At 66.1% G+C, this 18,170-nt stretch carries 18 protein-coding genes; 1 reads left to right on the forward strand and 17 read right to left on the reverse strand.

The window, feature by feature from the left end; genetic code table 11:
- Positions 1–112 precede the first annotated feature (112 nt).
- From hypE to ACFSM0_RS06705, 17 genes are all read right to left on the reverse strand, one after another.
- Positions 113–1,135, reverse strand: a complete 1,023-nt coding sequence (hypE, locus tag ACFSM0_RS06625; RefSeq protein ID WP_377388525.1) for a hydrogenase expression/formation protein HypE — start codon at positions 1,133–1,135, stop codon at positions 113–115.
- A gap of 134 nt (positions 1,136–1,269) precedes the next feature.
- Positions 1,270–2,403 carry a hydrogenase formation protein HypD gene (hypD, locus tag ACFSM0_RS06630; RefSeq protein WP_377388527.1) on the reverse strand — a complete coding sequence of 378 codons (1,134 nt, stop codon included), beginning with the start codon at positions 2,401–2,403 and terminating at the stop codon, positions 1,270–1,272.
- Positions 2,400–2,690 carry a HypC/HybG/HupF family hydrogenase formation chaperone gene (locus tag ACFSM0_RS06635; protein ID WP_377388529.1) on the reverse strand — a complete coding sequence of 97 codons (291 nt, stop codon included), beginning with the start codon at positions 2,688–2,690 and terminating at the stop codon, positions 2,400–2,402. Before ACFSM0_RS06635 ends, hypD begins: the two co-directional genes overlap by 4 nt.
- Positions 2,690–4,168 carry a sigma-54-dependent transcriptional regulator gene (locus ACFSM0_RS06640; RefSeq protein WP_377388531.1) on the reverse strand — a complete coding sequence of 493 codons (1,479 nt, stop codon included), beginning with the start codon at positions 4,166–4,168 and terminating at the stop codon, positions 2,690–2,692. Before ACFSM0_RS06640 ends, ACFSM0_RS06635 begins: the two co-directional genes overlap by 1 nt.
- Positions 4,168–5,217, reverse strand: a complete 1,050-nt coding sequence (hypB, locus tag ACFSM0_RS06645) for a hydrogenase nickel incorporation protein HypB (RefSeq protein WP_377388533.1) — start codon at positions 5,215–5,217, stop codon at positions 4,168–4,170. Before hypB ends, ACFSM0_RS06640 begins: the two co-directional genes overlap by 1 nt.
- Positions 5,217–5,558: a hydrogenase maturation nickel metallochaperone HypA gene (gene hypA, locus ACFSM0_RS06650; protein WP_377388535.1), complete on the reverse strand. Its 342-nt coding sequence runs from the start codon at positions 5,556–5,558 to the stop codon at positions 5,217–5,219. Before hypA ends, hypB begins: the two co-directional genes overlap by 1 nt.
- Entirely contained in the window at positions 5,551–6,435 is an 885-nt protein-coding gene (locus ACFSM0_RS06655) for a HupK protein (RefSeq protein WP_377388537.1), read from the reverse strand. The genes hypA and ACFSM0_RS06655 overlap by 8 nt, the downstream gene beginning before the upstream one ends.
- Positions 6,432–7,283, reverse strand: a complete 852-nt coding sequence (locus ACFSM0_RS06660; protein ID WP_377388539.1) for a [NiFe]-hydrogenase assembly chaperone HybE — start codon at positions 7,281–7,283, stop codon at positions 6,432–6,434. The genes ACFSM0_RS06655 and ACFSM0_RS06660 overlap by 4 nt, the downstream gene beginning before the upstream one ends.
- A complete protein-coding gene (locus ACFSM0_RS06665; protein WP_377388541.1) occupies positions 7,280–8,110 on the reverse strand; it encodes a hydrogenase expression/formation protein in 831 nt (276 codons plus the stop codon). The genes ACFSM0_RS06660 and ACFSM0_RS06665 overlap by 4 nt, the downstream gene beginning before the upstream one ends.
- 3 nt (positions 8,111–8,113) lie before the next feature.
- Positions 8,114–8,530: a thioredoxin domain-containing protein gene (locus ACFSM0_RS06670; RefSeq protein WP_377388543.1), complete on the reverse strand. Its 417-nt coding sequence runs from the start codon at positions 8,528–8,530 to the stop codon at positions 8,114–8,116.
- 7 nt (positions 8,531–8,537) lie between these two features.
- On the reverse strand, positions 8,538–8,858 hold the full coding sequence (locus ACFSM0_RS06675) for a HypC/HybG/HupF family hydrogenase formation chaperone (RefSeq protein WP_377388545.1): 321 nt from the start codon (positions 8,856–8,858) through the stop codon (positions 8,538–8,540).
- Complete coding sequence (locus ACFSM0_RS06680; protein WP_377388547.1) at positions 8,858–9,490, reverse strand: HyaD/HybD family hydrogenase maturation endopeptidase; 633 nt, start codon at positions 9,488–9,490, stop codon at positions 8,858–8,860. The genes ACFSM0_RS06675 and ACFSM0_RS06680 overlap by 1 nt, the downstream gene beginning before the upstream one ends.
- A 281-nt stretch (positions 9,491–9,771) precedes the next feature.
- Entirely contained in the window at positions 9,772–10,560 is a 789-nt protein-coding gene (cybH, locus tag ACFSM0_RS06685; protein WP_377388549.1) for a Ni/Fe-hydrogenase, b-type cytochrome subunit, read from the reverse strand.
- 10 nt (positions 10,561–10,570) lie between these two features.
- The gene (locus tag ACFSM0_RS06690) at positions 10,571–12,364 is read right to left on the reverse strand and encodes a nickel-dependent hydrogenase large subunit (RefSeq protein WP_377388551.1); all 1,794 of its coding nucleotides are present in this window, start codon (positions 12,362–12,364) and stop codon (positions 10,571–10,573) included.
- A gap of 3 nt (positions 12,365–12,367) precedes the next feature.
- Positions 12,368–13,444 carry a hydrogenase small subunit gene (locus ACFSM0_RS06695; RefSeq protein ID WP_377388553.1) on the reverse strand — a complete coding sequence of 359 codons (1,077 nt, stop codon included), beginning with the start codon at positions 13,442–13,444 and terminating at the stop codon, positions 12,368–12,370.
- Between the two features lie 197 nt (positions 13,445–13,641).
- A complete protein-coding gene (gene hypF / locus ACFSM0_RS06700) occupies positions 13,642–15,873 on the reverse strand; it encodes a carbamoyltransferase HypF (RefSeq protein ID WP_377388555.1) in 2,232 nt (743 codons plus the stop codon).
- 124 nt (positions 15,874–15,997) lie between these two features.
- Positions 15,998–17,056 carry a LacI family DNA-binding transcriptional regulator gene (locus tag ACFSM0_RS06705; protein ID WP_377388557.1) on the reverse strand — a complete coding sequence of 353 codons (1,059 nt, stop codon included), beginning with the start codon at positions 17,054–17,056 and terminating at the stop codon, positions 15,998–16,000.
- A 318-nt stretch (positions 17,057–17,374) separates the two neighbouring features.
- Between ACFSM0_RS06705 and ACFSM0_RS06710 the strand changes: the two genes are divergently transcribed.
- Positions 17,375–18,169: an ABC transporter permease gene (locus ACFSM0_RS06710; protein ID WP_377388559.1), complete on the forward strand. Its 795-nt coding sequence runs from the start codon at positions 17,375–17,377 to the stop codon at positions 18,167–18,169.
- Position 18,170 lies beyond the last annotated feature (1 nt).

The following is an 18,170-nucleotide window of genomic DNA, read 5'->3' on the forward strand; positions in this document are numbered from 1 at the left end:
GCTGCTCAAATAGCGCCCCAACGGGCTGAGAAAGTCATTTTTGCCGGGTATTCCGCACTTAGCAGACGGTGCGATCCGGCCTTGTGTCAACCGTTATATCAGACCTGCCGGGTCAGCAGATCCGCGGCAACTGTTCCCCCACCAGCATGTCAACGATCCGGCTGCCGCCAAAGGCGGTGCGCATGCGCACCTGCCCGGCGTGCTCTGCCACCGCGCGCCCGACGATGCAAGCCCCCGCCCCCTCGGGGCGCGCGCGCAGCGCCGCAAGCGCGGCCTCCGCCTCCGCCTCGGGCACAAAGGCCACGAGCCGCCCCTCATTGGCGAGGTAAAGCGGATCGAGGCCAAGGATCTCGCACATCCCCACCACCTCGGCGCGCAGCGGCAGCGCCGCCTCCTCGATCACGATCCCGCAGCCCGCAGCCCCCGCAATCTCGTTGAGCGCCGAGGCAAGCCCGCCGCGGGTCAGGTCGCGCGCCGCCCGCGTGCCGGGCGCCGCCGCGCGCAGATCCGCCATCAGATGCCCGAGCGCGGCGCAATCACTCTCCAGCTCCGTCGCAAGCGCCAGATCGCCGCGCGCCGCAAGGATCGTGGCACCATGATCGCCCAGCACACCGTTCACAATCGCCACATCCCCGGGCCGCACGCATGCCGCGGCCATCTCGCAGCCGGGCGCGATCACGCCCACCCCCGCGGTGGTGACAAAAACACCGTCGCAGGCGCCCCGCCCCACGACCTTGGTATCGCCGGTGACAATCCGCACGCCGGCCGCCTCGGCCTCGCGCGCCATCGTCGCCACGATCCGGCGCAAAAGCGCGATCTCGGTGCCCTCCTCGATGATGAAGGCCGCCGAGAGCCAGAGCGGCGTTGCCCCCCCCACAGCAAGGTCATTCACCGTGCCGCAAACGGCGATCTTGCCAATGTCGCCGCCCGGAAATTCGATTGGCGTCACCACATAGCTGTCGGTGGTGAATGCGAGCCGCGCGCCGGGCGCGGCGAGCGCGGCCGCACTCAACCGCGCCTGATCCTCCATCCCGGGCGGCGCAAAAACGGAGGTGAACACCTCTTCGATCAGGTCGCGCATCGCGCGCCCGCCACCGCCATGCGCCAAGGTCACCCGCGCGTCTCTCAAAGCCATTCTCGTCTCACTCCAGTCTCACCGGGGCTGCCCGGGGGGGCGGGGGGTCCGGGGGCGGTCGCACCGCCCCCGGGCGGGGGGTGCGGGGGGCTGCAAGCCCCCCGCCGGGTCGCCTCGGCTTGGCCGAGGCGACATCACTCCGCCGCCCGCGCGCCCCCATATTGCCAATAGGCCGCACAAGCGCCCTCGGAACTCACCATCAACGCGCCAAGCGGCATCTCCGGGGTGCAGCCCTTGCCAAATTGCGGGCAGGCAGGCGGCTTCATCCGCCCCGTCATCACCGCACCGCAGGCGCAGCCTTCCGCCTCCTCAACCACGGCCCGCACGCCGGCATATCCGATCCCGAATTTCTCCTCGGCATCAAAGGCGCGGTATTTATCGCGAATCCGCAGCCCCGAGGCGTCGATCTCGCCCAGCCCCCGCCATTCGAAGGAGGGCCGCTTTTCATAAACCTCCGCCATCGCCGCAAGGCTCACCGTGTTGCCATGTTCGGGCACGACGCGGGCATATTGGTTCTCCACCCGCGCCACGCCCCGGGCAATCTGGCGCAGCACCATCAGCACCGATTGCAACAGATCGGTCGGCTCAAACCCCGCGACAACGATCGGCTTGCCATAATCCTCGGCAATGAAATCATAGGGATGAATGCCAATCACCATCGAGACATGGCCCGGCCCGATAAAGCCGTCAAGGCACATATGCGGATCATCGAGCAACGCCTTGATCGGCTCTGGCACGGTGATGTGGTTGCAAAACACGGTGAAATTCGTCAGCCCCTCGCGCGCGGCCTGCGTGATCGCGAGCGCGGTCGAGGGCGTCGTGGTCTCGAAACCGAGGCCGAAGAACACAACCTCCTTCTCGGGGCTGCGCCGCGCGATCTCAAGCGCGTCGAGCGGGCTGTAGACCATGCGCACATCCGCCCCCGCAGCCTTCGCCTGCAACAGGCTGAGCGTTGAGCCCGGCACCCGCATCGCATCGCCAAAGGTGCAAAACACCACGCCCGGCTTTTGCGCAATCTCGATACATTCATCGACCCGCGCGCGCGGCAGCACGCAGACCGGGCAGCCCGGCCCGTGGATGAATTCGATCCCGTCATGGATCAGCCGGTCGAGCCCGTAGCGAAAGATCGAATGCGTATGCCCGCCGCAGATCTCCATGATGCTGACGGGCTTTTGCTTCGTCGCGCCAATCTCGTCGGCGGTCCGTGCAATCTCGGCCAAGAGCGCCTTTGCCAGCGCCGGATCGCGGAATTCGGAGGCGAATTTCATGCCCGCCCCTCCAGCGCCGCATCACCCGCCGCCATCTGCTCCAGCGCCTCCTGCGCCTCGCCCAGATCGCGCAGCGCCTCAAGCGTCCTGGCCGCCTCCACCTCGTCGATCCGGCTCATCGCAAAGCCGACGTGAATGAGCACCCACTGCCCGACAAGCGCCTCAAGCGGCCCCTCGGCCACGCAGGCCACATTGACCTCGCGCCGCACGCCCGACACTTCGGCAAGCGCGGCCATCCGCTCCGCATCCGTGATGGCGATGATCTGCCCCGGAATCCCCAGACACATCAGCTCTCCTCCTCTTCCGACACCCGCCCCGAAGGGTCGATGATGCCATACCGTTCAAGCTTTGCCCGCAGGCCGACCCGGCTGAGCCCCAGCTCTGCCGCCGCCCGGCTCTTGTTCCAGCGATTGCGCGTCAGCGTTTCGCGCAGAATCCGCATCTCGATCAGCTCGACGCGATCCTTCAGCGTGCCCGCGGCGGTCATCACCTCTTCGGCAGAGCGGTCCGCGCCCTCTTCCGAAGGCGCCGCCTGCAAAATGTGACGCGAAATCAGATCCGCGCCGAGCGTGTTTGACTGCGCGAACATCAGCATCCGCGTCACCTCGTTCGAAAGCTCGCGCAGGTTGCCCGGCCAGTCGTAGTTTTCGAGGAAATCGAGCGCCGTGCCGTCAAAGCCCAGCACCGGCTTGCCGTGCCGCGCCGCCGCCTCGGCCAAAAAGTTCTGCGCCAAAATCGCCACATCGCCCCGCCGGGCCCGCAAGGGCGGCAACGCCACCTCGCCGGTCGAGAGCGCGTAATAAAGGTCCGAGCGGAACATGCCCTCGGCCACCAGCGCGCGCAGATCGCTCGCCGCCGCCGTGATCAGCCGCAGGTTCGTGCTTGCCGTCTCCTGCCCGCCGAGGGGCGTGATCGCCCCCTCGGTCAGCATGCGGATCAGCGCAAGCTGCAAGGCCGGCGTCGCGGTCTCGATCCCGGCCAGAAACAGCGTGCCCCGGTCTGCCTTCTGCGCCAGGCCAATCTTTGCGACGCCGCCGGGCAAAATGCCCCGGCGCGCCCCGAACAGCTCGATCATCGCCAGCTCTTCGGGCATGCCCGCAAGGTTGAGCTCGTAAAACGGCTTGTCGGAGCGCAACGAGACGTAATGCATCGCCCGCGCCATCTGCGCCCGCCCCGAGCCCGGCTCGCCGCGCACCAGAACCGGCACGTCAAAGCTCGCAAACTGCCGCGCCGTCGCCACCGCGCCATTCATCGCCGAATTGGGCGTGCGCAGGATCGTCTCGAACCCCATCCCCTCGCGCAGGGCGCGGCGGCGCTTTTCAACCCGGCTCTCCTGCGTCGAGTTCAAAAGCCGCATCTCCAGCGAGAGCCGGTCGTTCTCGCGCGCCAGCGCAAACATCCGCGCGGCGTTCCGCGCCGAGGCGAGCAATTGCTCGGGATGCCACGGCTTGGTGAGGAACTGGTGGATCCCCGCCTCGTTGATCGCCGTCATCATCGAGGCGCTGTCGGTGTAGCCGGTGAGGATGATCCGCACCGTCTCCGGCCAGCGCTCGCGCACCTCGGTGAGAAAATCGACCCCCGTGCGCCCCGGCATGCGCTGATCGCAGATGATCACCTGCACCCATTCCTCTTCGAGGATCGCCAGCGCCTCTGCCGCCCCCTTGGCGGTGAGGATGTCGAAATCATCCTCCAGCGCGAGTTTCATCGCGCTGAGCGAATGGGGCTCGTCGTCGACGAGCAGGATCGCGGGGGCCGAGGCCGACATCAGACCGCCTTGCGGGCGCGCCCGGTGGCGAGCCAGTCCAGCCAGGCCTGCATGCCCTCGCCGGTGCGGGCGGAGACGCGCAGCACCGCGATATTCGGGTTCACGCGGCGGATATTGGCCTCGTAAAGGTCCAGATCCACGTCGCAATGCGGCGCAAGATCCACCTTGTTGAGGATCGCAAGCCCCGCGGCGGCAAACATGTCGGGGTATTTGAGCGGCTTGTCTTCGCCCTCGGTGACGGAAAGGATCGCCACTTTCGCATCTTCGCCCAGGTCAAAGGCGGCCGGGCAAACAAGGTTGCCGACGTTTTCGATGAACAACAGCGCATGGTCGGGCAGCGGCAGACGCGCCAGCGCCTGCTCGATCATCGCGCCATCAAGGTGGCAGCCCTTGCCGGTGTTGACCTGCAGCGCGGGGGCGCCGGTGGCGCGGATGCGGTCGGCATCATTCGTCGTCTGCTGATCGCCCTCGATCACGCCCAAGGGCGCGCCGCCGAGCATCTCGATCGTTTTCACCAAAAGCGTTGTCTTGCCCGAGCCGGGGGAGGAGACCAGATTGGTCGCAAAAATTCCCTTTTGTGCCAAAAACTTGCGGTTGCGCGCGGCATAGGCGTTGTTCTTCGAGAGAATGTCCGTCTCGATCTCGACAAGCCGCGCCTGGCTCATGCCGGGCACCTCCGTGCCCGCGAGCCCGTGGCCCAGATGAAGATCATGCCCGCAAGCGGCCCCATGGGCGTGATGATGGGCGTGATCATGGCCGTGCGCATGGTCGTGGTCATGGCCATGCCCGTGCGGGTGCTCTGCCTCGGCCTCGGCGCCATGCCCGGTGCTGTGGCTGTGGCGATGGCTGTGCGGATGGTTGTGGCTCGTGCCATCGGCATGGGTGTGCCAATGCGAGTGGCTGTGGCTGTGCACCGCGCCCTGCGCCGGCTCTGCCAGCACCGCGAAGGGCGCAGGCTTGTGCGCGCCCCCCTCCTGACCCGTCTTTTTCAGGTGGTCCTTGAACGCCTCTTCGACGCTATGGCCGCCGCACCCGCATACCGTGCACATCAGAGCACCTCCAGATCCTTGATCCGCATTTCCTCGCCCCCCTGCACCAGCAGGCGCGCCCCGCCACAGAGCGGGCAGCCATCGAGGCGATGGTCAATCTCTACCGTTTTCTCACAGTCAAAGCACAGGGCTTTTCCCGGTATATCAATGATTTCGAGCGTCGCCCCTTCGGCAATCGAGCCGTTCATCACCACATCGAAGGCGAATTCGAGCGCCGCGCGCTCCACCCCCGCCATGCGGCCGATCTCAAGGCGCACCTTGGTGACGCGCGCAAAGCCCTGCGCATGGCCCGCCTCTTCGATCACGCTGCGAATGCCCTCGACAATCGACATCTCATGCATTGGCGCGCACCTCCAAGGCCACCGGCACGCAGGGGTCGAGAATATCGACCACCAGCGCGGCAAGATCAGCCTTTTCCGCCGGCAGCGTGGCGAGGCTCAGCTCCAGCGCGCCACCGGGGGCAAGCAGGTGATCGGTCGGCGTGACGCGGGTAAGGGCCGTCACGCGCCCGGCCTCGGCATGGGCCGAAAGCGCATAAGCGCCGCGCGCCGCCGCCACCACGGCAGTGCCATCGGGGCGCAACTCGGGCGGATACGGGGCGGCGGCAAGCCGGTGCAGGTCGATCATGCGGCCAAGCGCGCGCCACAGCGGGCCGCGCCCCCAAAGCGCTTCCGCCTGCGTCATCAGCGCCGCCTCTGCAACCCGCCCGGCAGGAGAATTCTCCTGAGCCGTCAGGGCCATCGGGTTGGTGAGCGCGGGCAGATCCGCGACCGCCTCCCCCGGCGAGAAATGCTTGGCAAGCTCAGCCAGCAGCGGGGCGACCCCGGCCCCGCTCGCGATGAAGGTGGTGAGCCGCTCGGGCAGCGCGCCCCCCCAAAGCCAGTCCTGAAGCGCCACGCCCCCCTCGGCCCAAGCCGCGGGCAGCGGGCGCGGCGGCAAGCCCAGATGCTTCGGCCAGATCAGGCACAGCTTCGCCAGATGGTCGCGCAGGATCTCGTGTTGTGCGGGCAATGCGGGCGCGGGCAGACCAAGCGCCAGACGCGCCGCCTGCCCCTGCGCGGCACCGCACAGGTTGAAGAGCCGTGGCAAGAGTTCCGCCACCTCGACCGTGGGCCGCCCCAGCAGCATGCGCGCCAGCGGCATGGGGTCGGGCGGCGTGATCTCGACCGTCAGTCTCAGGCCTTCGGGGCGGAGCAGAATGCCGAGTTCGGCGCTCACGCCGCGCCCCCCTCCGCACCGTCAGAGCCCGCGAGCCCGCCCGAGATCAGCGTCCGGCGGCTTGGTTGCGCAAGCGCTTCGCTGCGCGCCGCAGCCTCTGCGGCGGTCTCTGCGGCGGCGGCCTCGGCCGCGTTCTGCGCCTCGATCTCGGCCTCGCGGCTGGCGCGGATCTCTGCGCCCCGCGTCGTCTCGGCGCGGTTTTCCGGCTTGAACAGCTCGCCCATCACCGCGCGGGCGACATCGCGCGCCTGCATCTGGCTCTGGAAATCGCCCATCGAGGAAAACAGCGCGCAGGCCTTGTAGCCGCCCACCATCTCGCGCCGGTTGTGGATGAACTCATAGATCCCGGAGGGGAAATGCATGTCTTCCTTTTCGCCCGGCACAAGGGCGGACCAATCCTCCCCGGCGCCCGGCAGCACCACAAGGTTCATGAACCACGGCGAAACAAGCACGCCCAGCCCGCGCCCTTCGTGGCTGCGAAAGCCCACCGCCTCGATCGCCAGCGCCTTGTTCACCAAGGGCACGTCGCGCATTTTCGCATGCCAGATCTCGCGGAAATCGGCGGTGAGCGCGGCGACTTGCGCCTCGATCCGCTGTTGTTCCAAAAGCTCCGGCGCGCCCGGGTCCACCTGCACGATGAAGGCATCGCGCGGCGCATCGCAATTGGGGCAATGCCAGTCTTCGGGCAGCGCGCGGAACGGCGTGCCGGGCAGAACCTGACGGAAATCATCCCCCTGCGCGGGGTCATAGGGCGTCCAGCAGATCTTGCATTCCATGATCGCCTGATCGGAGATGCGGTCGTGCGCGCCCAGATAGCTGCCCTCGAAACCCGTGATCGGACCGTTCATCGGATCGCCTCCAGCACCTCGCGCAGCCGCTCTGCGCTGTCTTCCAGATCTTCGCGCGCGGCCAGCACCACCTCTGGCATGGTCGTCACCTCGAATGTGTCGAGGATCAGCGCATCCGTCGAATTGAAGAACTGCACCCGCCAGACATGGGGCGTGGCGGTGGCCGTGATGCGGCAATTGCCATAGCCGCGCGACAGCACCGTGACCGCCCCCTCGCCCAGCGCCTCGCCGAGCCAGGCGAGGTCTTCCTCGGTGTGCGGCAAGAGCGTGAGGTTGATCACATGCGCCAAGCCGCCCTCGTAAGCGGCAGATTTGTCAAGCAGCTCAGCCAGAAGCGCGGGGGCGTTCACCACCCCTTGCCCGACCGCAAGCCCCGCCCCGGCCGCGCGGCGGAAGGGCTCGAAGGCGCGGCTGATCGCGGCGGCGGGCACCGGGGCCACCTCGATCTGGTCAACGCCCGCACCGGCAACGCACCAGACCCCGGCAAAAACCGATTCCTGCACCATCAGCGCCGGGATGCCGCGGATCTTCATCGCGACCTCGCCCGTTCCCATTGTCTCGGCGATCAGCGCGCGGTTTTGCGCATCGAGCCCGCTCAGATCGAAGCTCGCGCGCCCAGACGCCGCGCACTCCGCCGCCGCCTCGGCCACCCGCGCCATCAGCGCGAGCGCGGGGGCAACCAGCGTGCTGTCATCCACTTCGGGCAAATGGCTTTCATAGGTGCGCATGCCCGAGGGAAGCTGCATGTAGCCCAGCTCTTCGCCCTCCTCATCGGGTTGCGAGCCGGGACCGAAGCCGACGGGCGGCAGATGGAAGTTCGAGACCATGGATCAGCCTTTCACGGCGAGAATATGGGGGATGCGGGCAAGATAATCATCCCAGTCGCGGATCTTTTCGATCCCGCCGAGAAAGGCACCGTCGCGGTAAAACAGGAAGGAGGGGGTCTTCAGCACACGGGTCTGCTCGCGCAAGCCCGTCTCGATCGCATCGCCAACGACGGCGCAGTCAAACCCGTTCTGGAACGCCTGCCGCAACTCCGGCAGCACCACGGCGGCATCGGGGGTTTCAAGATTGCGCGCCGCATCGCCCGGCACAAACAGGCAATGCACGCCGGGCCGGTGGGTGAATTCGGCAAGATCCGAAGCGTTTTCGAGCCGCGGCCAGCCAAATTCGGTGCTCAGGCGCGCCACCAGCGGGTGTATCTGGCCAGTGCGGGGGAGTGTGTCATTCGGGGCGTGATCGTGCATGAAATCCTCAGGCCGTGGTCTTGCCGGCCTCAAGCGCGGCTTGCAGATGGGGGGGGAGCTGGGGCGCGCGGGCGTCCAGATCGGCGAAGGCATCGCCCAGATCGCCGCCCTGCATCAGCGCGCGCAACCCGCCGAGGGCGGCAGAAATCTTCTGCGCCTCCTCGGCAGAAATCACCGCGCGCGCCGCGCCAAGAAACGCGAGCACCCAATCGCCGGGCTGCGCCTCGGGGGTGAGCGAAAGATCGACCACCGCGGGCCTGCCCTCCTCGATCACATCGCCGCGGATGCCGTCAACCGCCACAATCTGCACCGGAATTCCGACACACATCAGGCGCGCACCTTTGCCGCGGAGGGAAAGAAGCGATGATCGCCGCTCCGGCAGGCCTCTTCTTCCGAAGGGCGGCCATGCTCATAGGCATCGCGTGCAAGTGACGGGTCAACAAGATCATCGCAGAGCGTGACACCGGGCGCGACCTGGATGCCCCAGCTCGCCAATTCGCGCACGGCCTCTTCAAGCGCACGCGGGATCTGGTCTGCCACCGCCGGGCGCAGGCTGCCGCCGTAATCTTCCAGCTCGACCGGCTGACACCCGATCAGCGTCATCCGCGCCGGGCAGTTGCCGATCAGTTGCGCGGTTGCGAGCACATCCTGAAACCCGGTCTGATGCAGGCTCATCTTTTTGGCCCCCATGAAGGCGGGCACATCACTGTCGCGCATCGTCACCAAAGTGCCGGGCTCAAGCCCGAAGTCGATGGCATCAAAAACGATCAGCGCATCCGCCTCTTCGAGGAAGGGCAGAAGGTAGAGCCCCTGCGTGCCGCCGTCGAGCAGCTTCACCCCCTCCGGCAGCGCGTGGGTCTGCGCCATGGTCTCGACGCAGCGCACCCCAAAGCCTTCATCGGCCCAGAGCACATTGCCAATGCCGAGAACAAGAACCCGTTCGGGTCTGACTGCCTGCATGAAATCCTCCCTGGAGCGGTTGCGGAGCGGTTGCGCAAAGGGCGGACAGGCCGCCCGTCACGAAGACTATGTCCAGTGCGCCTGACACGCTGTCACAAAGCGTCAGACCGGAGCTGTTCTCGCATCCCATTGAAGAAAGGGCCGTATTGGCGGCGAGGACGAGTCGGGCAAAAGCCCGTTTCGAAAACCTTCTTACCACCCAAAGGCCGCCTTTGGAAGCAAGACTTCCACAAAATAACCGGGCGCAGACAGTCTGCGCCCGGCATCTCCTTCTACCAATTTTACTCGATACGGTCGTCTTTGAAGGTTCGGAAGCCGGAGATCATGGTCGAGACCATGGATTGACGGCTCATCACATCTTCGCGCACCGCGGCGTAGATATGGATGATCGCGAAGACCACGATCGCCCACATGCCGAGGTGATGCAGGGTGTGGATGCGCTGGCTGTTCTGCGCGATCCCGAGCACCCAGCCAAAGAGCGTGTCCGGCAAGCTGCCCTGCCCCGCGCCTTCGCCGTAAAGCGCCCAGCCGGTGATCATCATGAAGGTGATGCCGAGCGTGATGAAGAAGAACATTGCCGCATGCGCAAGCGGGTTATGGCCCACGTATTTCTTCGGCTCTTCCTCAAGGAACAGATACCAGCGCAGCTCGAACAGGAATTCCTTGTAGTAGCGCAGGTTGAAAATCGGGATGTAGAACATCTGCCAGGCATGGCGGTTGCCCACAAAGGCCCAGTAGATGCGCGCGAGGAAGCCGATCGAGAGCACCGTGCCCGCGCCGAAATGGGCAAAGCGGATATAGCCCATGACAAACTGGTTCGTTGCCTCGCTGAAATCCATGCTCGGCAGCGGCGCCCCGATCAGGTAGCCGGTGATGCACAGGATGGTGATGCAAAGCGCATTCATCCAGTGCCAGATCCGCACCGGCGCCTCGTAGACATAGACCGATGTGCGGCGGCGGATGCTTTCGAGATCTTCGAGCGTGGCGTCCCCGGTCAGCCGGGAGGCCTCGAAGATCTCATGCGGCTCGACCCGCGGCTCATAGATCCTTTCGTCGGTGATCTTGCGCATGATGCCCCCCTCAGCGCACCTTGACGGTGGTCAACGGCGCCCCGTCGGGCGACATCACATGGGTCGAGCAGGCGAGGCACGGGTCGAAGCTGTGCAGCGTGCGCAAGATCTCGACCGGCTCTTCGGGCCGCTCCATCTTGGTGTTCATCAGCGAGGCCTCAAACGCGCCGATATTGCCCTGACTGTCGCGCGGCGAGCCGTTCCAGGTGGTCGGCACAACGCATTGATAGTTCTCGATCCGGCCATCCTTGATGCGCACCCAGTGGCCCAGCGCACCGCGCGGCGCCTCGGTCATGCCGACGCCTTTCGACTCCTTCGGCCAGGTTTTCGGCTCCCATTTCTCGACATTGGCGGTCGCGCTGTCACCGTTTTTGATGTTGGTGATCAGCTTGTCGAAGAAGTGCCGTTGCAGACGGCAGCAATATTCCGCCTCAAGCGCGCGGGCGGCGGTGCGCCCGAGCGTCGAGAACAGCGCCGTGACCGGCAGGTTCATCGTGCCGAGCAGGCCATCGACCTGGTTCTTGATGTCTTCATGGCCCTTGGCATAGCCGATGATGTAGCGCGCCAGCGGCCCCACCTCCATCGCATGGCCTTTCCAGCGCGGCGCCTTGATCCAGGAATATTTCGCGCCTTCATCCAGCTCTTGAATATTGGTGCGGGTGCCCTTGGCATTCGGCCCAAGCTCGTATTTCGGCCGGGTTTCGCCATCCCAGGGGTGCAGCCCCTTGCCGGGCTCGCCATATTCATACCACGAGTGATCGACGAATTCCTGCACCTGCTCGGGGTCGCGCACATCAACGTCATGCACCTCGTTGAGGTTGCCATTGATGATCGCGCCGCGCGGCAGATGGAGTTGCTCAGGGCTGAAATCGTTCGGATGCTCGGGAATGTCGCCATAGGCAAGGCACGCCTGCGAGGAGAGCCCGCCGCCGTAGAGCCAATTTTTGTAAAAGCCGCCAATCGCCACCACGTCAGGCAGATAGACGTTGCGGGTAAACTCCATGCACTGGTCGATGATCGAGGAGACGAGGTTGAGCCGCTCCATGTTGATCGCGCCCACAGCGCCCACGCCATCGACGTTGATCGCGCAGGGAACGCCGCCGACAAGCCAGTTCGGATGCGGGTTCTTGCCGCCGAAGATCGTGTGGATCTTGACCACTTCCTTTTGCAGATCAAGCGCTTCAAGGTAGTGCGTCGTCGCCATCAAATCGGCTTCGGGCGGCAGCAAGTAAGCCGGGTTATCCCAGTAGCCGTTCTTGAAGAGCCCAAGCTGCCCACTTTCGACGAATTTCTTCAGACGGTTCTGAACGTCGCGGAAATAGCCGGGGGAGGACAGCGGATGGCTCGGGCTCACCATCTGCTGCAGCTCCGACGTCGCCTTGGGGTCGGCGCGCAGCGCATTGACCGGGTTCACCCAGTCAAGCGCATGCAGATGGTAGAAGTGCACGATATGGTCGTGGATCTGCAACGCGAGCTGCATCATGTTGCGGATCGAGTTCGCGTTCTCGGGGATGGAGATGCCGAGCGCATCTTCCACCGCGCGCACCGAGGTCAGCGCATGGGTGCCGGTGCACACGCCGCAGATCCGCTCGGTGAAAGCCCAGGCGTCGCGCGGGTCGCGGCCCTTCAAGATCACCTCAAGCCCGCGCCACATCGTCCCGGTGGAGACGGCATTGGTGATGATGCCCTCTTCGTTCACGTTCACTTCGCAGCGCATATGGCCTTCGATCCGGGTGACCGGATCAACAACGATGCGCTTGCCGGTATTGTCGAGGGTAAAGCCGTTCGGGGTTTGCGTGGTCATGGCTTACGCCTCCTCGTTCTTTTTCTGGGCGCGCTTGAGCGCGGAGGCGGCGGCATGGATCGCCACCGAGCCGCCGACCACGGCGGTGGTGGCAAGGCCGATCTGGTCCGCCGTCGCCTCGATGCCGAACTGCTTGATGCCGGTCACGCGCTGATAAAAGCCGTGCTGATCCCAGAACCCGTCTTCGGAGCAGCCGATGCAGCCGTGGCCGGACTGGATCGGGAAGCTCACGCCTTCGTTCCAGCGCACCGTCGAACAGGCGTTGTAAGTGGTCGGGCCCTTGCAGCCCATCTTGTAGAGGCAATAGCCCTTGCGCGCGGCATCGTCGTCCCAATGCTCGACGAACTGGCCAGCATCAAAATGCGGGCGGCGGTAGCATTTGTCGTGGATGCGCTGCGAGTAGAACATCGCCGGGCGGCCCTGACGGTCCAGCTCCGGCATCCGGTCGAAGGTGAGCATATAGGTGATCACCCCGGTCATCACCTCGGCAATCGGCGGGCAGCCGGGCACTTTGATGATCGGCTTGTCGGTGATGACCTTGTGCACCGGCGTGGCGCGGGTCGGGTTGGGCGCGGCGGCCTGCACGCAGCCGTAAGAGGCGCAGGCCCCCCAGGAAATGATCGCTTTCGCGTGTTCGGCGGCGTGGCGGAGCTGTTCCACAAAGGGCTTGCCGCCGATAATGCAGAACATCCCGTCTTCGTTGAGCGGCGGGTTGCCCTCCACGGCGAGGATGTAGTTGCCCTTGTATTTCTCGATCGTGTCTTCGAGCGCGGCCTCGGCGGCATGGCCGGCAGCCGCCATCAGCGTGTCGTCGTAATCAAGGGAGATCATGCTGAGCACGACATCCTTGGCCAGAGGGTGGGCAGACCGGATGAAGCTCTCCGAGCAGCAGGTGCATTCCAGACCATGCACCCAGATCACCGGCGTGCGCGGCTTCGTTTCCATCGCATGGGCGATCTCCGGCACGAAGCTCGGCCCGAGCCCCAGCGCAGCCGCTGTCAGCGAACAATATTTCATGAAGCTGCGGCGCGTGATGCCCTGACGCCGCATCACGTCGTAAAAGGTTTCAACTTTCGACACTTGTCCCTCCCATGCCTGGAGCCGGCCATTTCCCAGGCGCGCCCTTGGTATGTCTTTGATTGTGCCGATCAGCCCTGCGGGGACCACTGCGAACTGACAGAATGTCGCATATAATTTTATTGTTTAAAAACAATGGTGTGTGATTTTGTCACGGGAAAATTACGAAAGGTTTTTAACCGATTCACTTTCCAATGTGATTACAATCTTTCCAATTTTGCCGCTGCCACGAGCGCCTGACCAAAGGCGAGCGAGCCGTCATTTGCCGGAATCTTGCGGTGTTGGAGCACGCGGCAGCCATCGAGTTTTTCAACCGTCAGGCGCGCCAGAAGCGCGTTTTGAAACACCCCGCCGGTGAGGGCCACGGCATGTGCCGCACCGCTCTCGACGAGCGCGCGCGCGCGCGCCGCAAACGCCTCGGCAAGCGCCACATGGGCGGCAAGCGCCAGCCCCGCCGGATCGCTGCCGCGCGCAATCGCGCGAAAGAGCGGCGCGGGGTCGATCTCGGCGCCATCGTCCTCCAGATGCACCTCCGGCGCGGCCTTGGCCCTGCGCGCGAGCGCCTCAAGCCGCATCGCCGCCTCGCCCTCGTAGCTTTGCTTCACCGCGCAAAGCCCAAGGCAGGCCGCCACCGCATCAAAAAGCCGCCCGGCACTCGAAGAGAGCGGCGCATTGACCCCTTTGGCCGCCATCTGGCGGGCAATGTCGCGCGGCGCGGCCGGAAAGAGGCCATTTGCCAAAGCGCCAAGCCCCGCCGCATCGAGCCGCACCAGCGCATTGCGCCAAGGCTCCATCTGCGCCCGGTCTCCGCCGATCAGCGCCGCGGGCTTCAGCCATGCGTGACGCCGGAACCCTTTGTAATCGCCCAGCAACACCTCGCCGCCCCACACCGCGCCATCGGGGCCAAGGCCGAGCCCGTCGAGCACGATCCCGACCACTTTGCCACCATCGAGCGGCCAGAGATTCTCGCCCAGGCAGGCCGCGAGATGGGCGTGATGGTGCTGCACGGCAACGAGCTTGAGCCCCTCCCGTGCCGCCCGCTCGCCGCCATGGCGCGTGGCACGAAAATCGGGGTGCAGATCAACGGCGACGGCCTTTGGATGGTGATCAAAGAGCGCGGCATAATCCGCATCGGCCTTGAGATAGGCTTCCCATGTGAGCGCATCGTCAAGCTCGCCCAGATGATGACCAAGGAGCGCCTGCCCGTTCTTGATCAGGCATTGGGCGGCCTTCATCTGCCCGCCGCAGGCCAGCACTTCCGGCGCACGCTCGAACCCCGGCGGCAGCGGCAGCGTGCCGGGCACCTGCCCGCGCGCCCGGCGCAGCACGGCAGGCGGATCGGCCCGCACCACCGAGTCATCGAGCCGCCGCGCGATGGCGCGGTCATGCATCACGAAGGCCTCGGCAAAGGGGGCGAGCTTTTCACGCGCCTCGGCATTGTCGATCACCTGCGGCTCGCCGGAGAGATTGCCCGAGGTCATCACCAGCACACCGCCGAACGCCTCGATCAGCAGGTGATGGAGCGGCGTGTAAGGCAACATCACGCCCAGCTCGACCATGCCCGGCGCAACGCTTGCCGGCAAAGCACCGCGCGAGGGCATCAACACGATCGGCGCCGATGGCTCCCGCAGCGCCGCCAGCGCGGCGGCGGAGACCGTGACGATCTTCTCCAGATCCGCCTCCCGCGCCATCAGCGCGAGCGGTTTGGAGGGGCGGCCCTTGCGGGCGCGCAATTCGGAAACGGCAAAGCGATTGGTCGCATCACAGGCCAGATGGAAGCCGCCAAGCCCCTTGATTGCAACGATTTCTCCGGCCTTCAGCCGCGCCGCGGCCAGAGCGATCGCATCGCCGGGCACCTCTGCGCCCCCGACTTCAAGCCAGAGCCGCGGCCCGCAAACGGGGCAGGCGATGGGCTGGGCATGAAAACGCCGGTCGTGCGGGTCTTCATATTCGGCGCGGCAGGACGGGCACATCTCGAAAGGCGCCATCGTGGTGCGCGCGCGGTCATAGGGCAGGCTCTCAAGAATGGTGAAGCGCGGCCCGCAATGGGTGCAATTGGTGAAGGCATAGCCCTGCCGGCGGCCGAAGTCGTGGACCTCGGACAGGCAGTCCGGGCAGGTCGCGGCATCCGGGGTCACGCGCGTCTGCGCCCCCGGCCCGCCCGATACCGCGATCTCGAAGCCTTTCGGGGGCGCCTCGAACACGGCGACCGACAGCTCGACCGCATCCACGCGCGCGAGCGGCGGCGCCTCTGTCCGCAGCGCCGTGACCAGATCGCCCGGATCGCCGAGAAAGCGGATCAGCACCCCCTCGGCATCGTTGCACACGGTTCCGCGCAAGCCGCGCGCCTGCGCGAGCTGCCAGACGAAGGGACGAAAGCCCACCCCCTGCACCTGCCCGCGCACCCGGATCTGCCAGCCCTGTTGCTTCATGCCCCCTCCCCCGGCCCCCCATCCGATGCGCTGACACCGGGCCTTCCCACTGGGAGCCGCCGTATCAGGGCGCGCGCGCAGCGCGAAGTCAAGCGCGCGATCCCACCGCGCGCGCAGCACCACCTCAGTTGCGCCGAGAAGAGGCACGCATCACAAGTTGCGGCATCGGTCCGGGCAGAATGGGCGCCACCGACCGCCCCTCGATCAGCTCCAGAAGCGCAATCGCGGCGGTGCGCGCCACAGTCTCCAGATGCAAATCGACGGCGGTGAGCTGAGGCGTTTCGGAGCGCGCGCGCAGCCCGTCATACCGGGTCACCACCCGGACCTCCGCCGGCACCGCCTTGCGCGCCTCGCGCAGCGCCATCATCGCGCCCGTTGCCAGCGCATCGACCGGCGCCAGCACACCATCGAGCCCGGGCCGCGTGCGCAGATGCCGCGCCACCACCTGCGCCGCCGCTTGCTCCCCCAGCCGTTCGTCGATCCGCAACACCTGCGGCACCATGCCGATCTGCGCCGCCCGCGCCCGATACCGCGCCTCGAACACCTCGTAATAGCGCCGCGCACTGGTGCCGATCAGCAGCGGAAAATCGCGCGCACCGGTCTCGATCAGATGGTCCATGAGCAGATCGACCGTCTTGTCGTAATTGAGGTCCACCTGCGCCGACACCACCCCGTAAGCCGCCCCGATCGACACTGTCGGAATGCCGCGCACGGCCAGAAACGGCAAGAACGGGTCATTGCGCGCGGGCTCCACCAACAGCGCGCCATCAAGCGGCACCGCGCGCAGCGCTGTCTCCGGGTCGGGGATCGGCGGCACCAGCACAAGCGCAACATTGCGCTCCAGCGCAGCAAGGGCCGCCGCCCCGGCGATTTCCATCAAAAACCCCAGCCGGGAGGGCCCCGCCGCCACCCCCGCCGCCATCGAGGAGACCAGCGCAATCGTATTGGCCCGCCCGGTGCGAATGCCGCGCGCCGCGATGTTGGGCCGATAGGCCAGCGCATCAATCGCCGCCTCGACCCGCGCGCGCGTTTCCGGGTCGACCCGGCGCTTGCCGTTGATCGCATTCGAGACCGTGCCCGCCGACACGCCCGCAAGCCGTGCCACATCAACCACCGTCGCCCGTCGCCTGCCCGGTTTTGCGCCACGATCACGCTCTGGTTGATCGCTCTCGGGGTGATCCATATTCGCTCCGATCCGGCGTGGCGCCTCCTGCGCCCTTGCGAATGGGGAACGCCGCGGCGTCACACTCCGTTCGGAAGGGCCCCGCCCTGCCTGACCATCATCAAACCGTTTTCGGTGTCTTCAAGCAAGGGCCAAAGAGATCAAACGGTTCCGAAGCAGTCAAAACGCTCCCCGACGCGGGGGCGGATCAGGCGGCGCGGCGGCAAAATGAGGCCCGCAGGCCGCTTTTTGACCATATGGGCAGTTGCCAAGAGCCGGGCGGCAGAACTACCTTGAGTTGCACAGTCGCCGCCCCTCGACGACCGGCAGGCAGGTGTCATGGCTTTGAACGAGACCCTTTCCCGCGCCGCGCAGCTGATGCGGCTCACGGCCGGGTTCAGCGGGCCGCTCTTCGCCTTTGCGCTGGCGCTCACGCTCTGGGCGCTGGCGGCTCTTGCACAGGCGCTGCCAGAGACGATTTTGCCTGCGCCGTGGGCTGTCTGGGCCGCCGCGCGCGAAATGTGGGACAGCGGCCTTCTCGCGCAGGATCTGGCGGTATCGCTCCGCCGCGCGGCAACGGGCTTTGCGCTCGGGGCCAGCCTCGGCATCGCGCTCGGGCTTTTGTCCGGGCGCGTGGCGGTGCTGCGCTGGCTCCTTGGCCCGCCCCTGATGCTTTTGCGCCCGATCCCGGCGATTGCGCTCGTGCCGCTGGCGATTGTCTGGTTCGGCATCGGCGAAGGCTCCAAACAGTTTGTCATCGGCTACACCGTCTTTCTCACCGTCTGGTTCAACACCCATCACGGCATGGAATTCGTGCCCGAGATCTACCTGCGCGCGGCGCGCGCGCTTGGCGCCTCGCGGCGCCGCGAGTTTCTCACCGTGATCATCCCCGCCGCCGCCCCCCATATCCTCGCGGGGCTGCGGCTCGGCATCGCGCTCGCCTTCCTCAGCCTCGTTGCCGCCGAACTGTCGGGCGCTTCCGCGGGGCTCGGCTTCCGGCTGCAGGAAGCGCGCCAATACATCCGCACCGACCGGATCTTTGCGCTGTTGATCCTTCTGGGCGGGCTTGGCGCCACCGCGGATCTGATCCTCGGGCGGATCGGGCGGCGCCTCGTGCACTGGCATCGGGAGTAAG

Origin of the sequence: Rhodobacter lacus (assembly GCF_042683065.1) — a bacterium.
Classification (GTDB): domain Bacteria; phylum Pseudomonadota; class Alphaproteobacteria; order Rhodobacterales; family Rhodobacteraceae; genus Rhodobacter; species Rhodobacter lacus.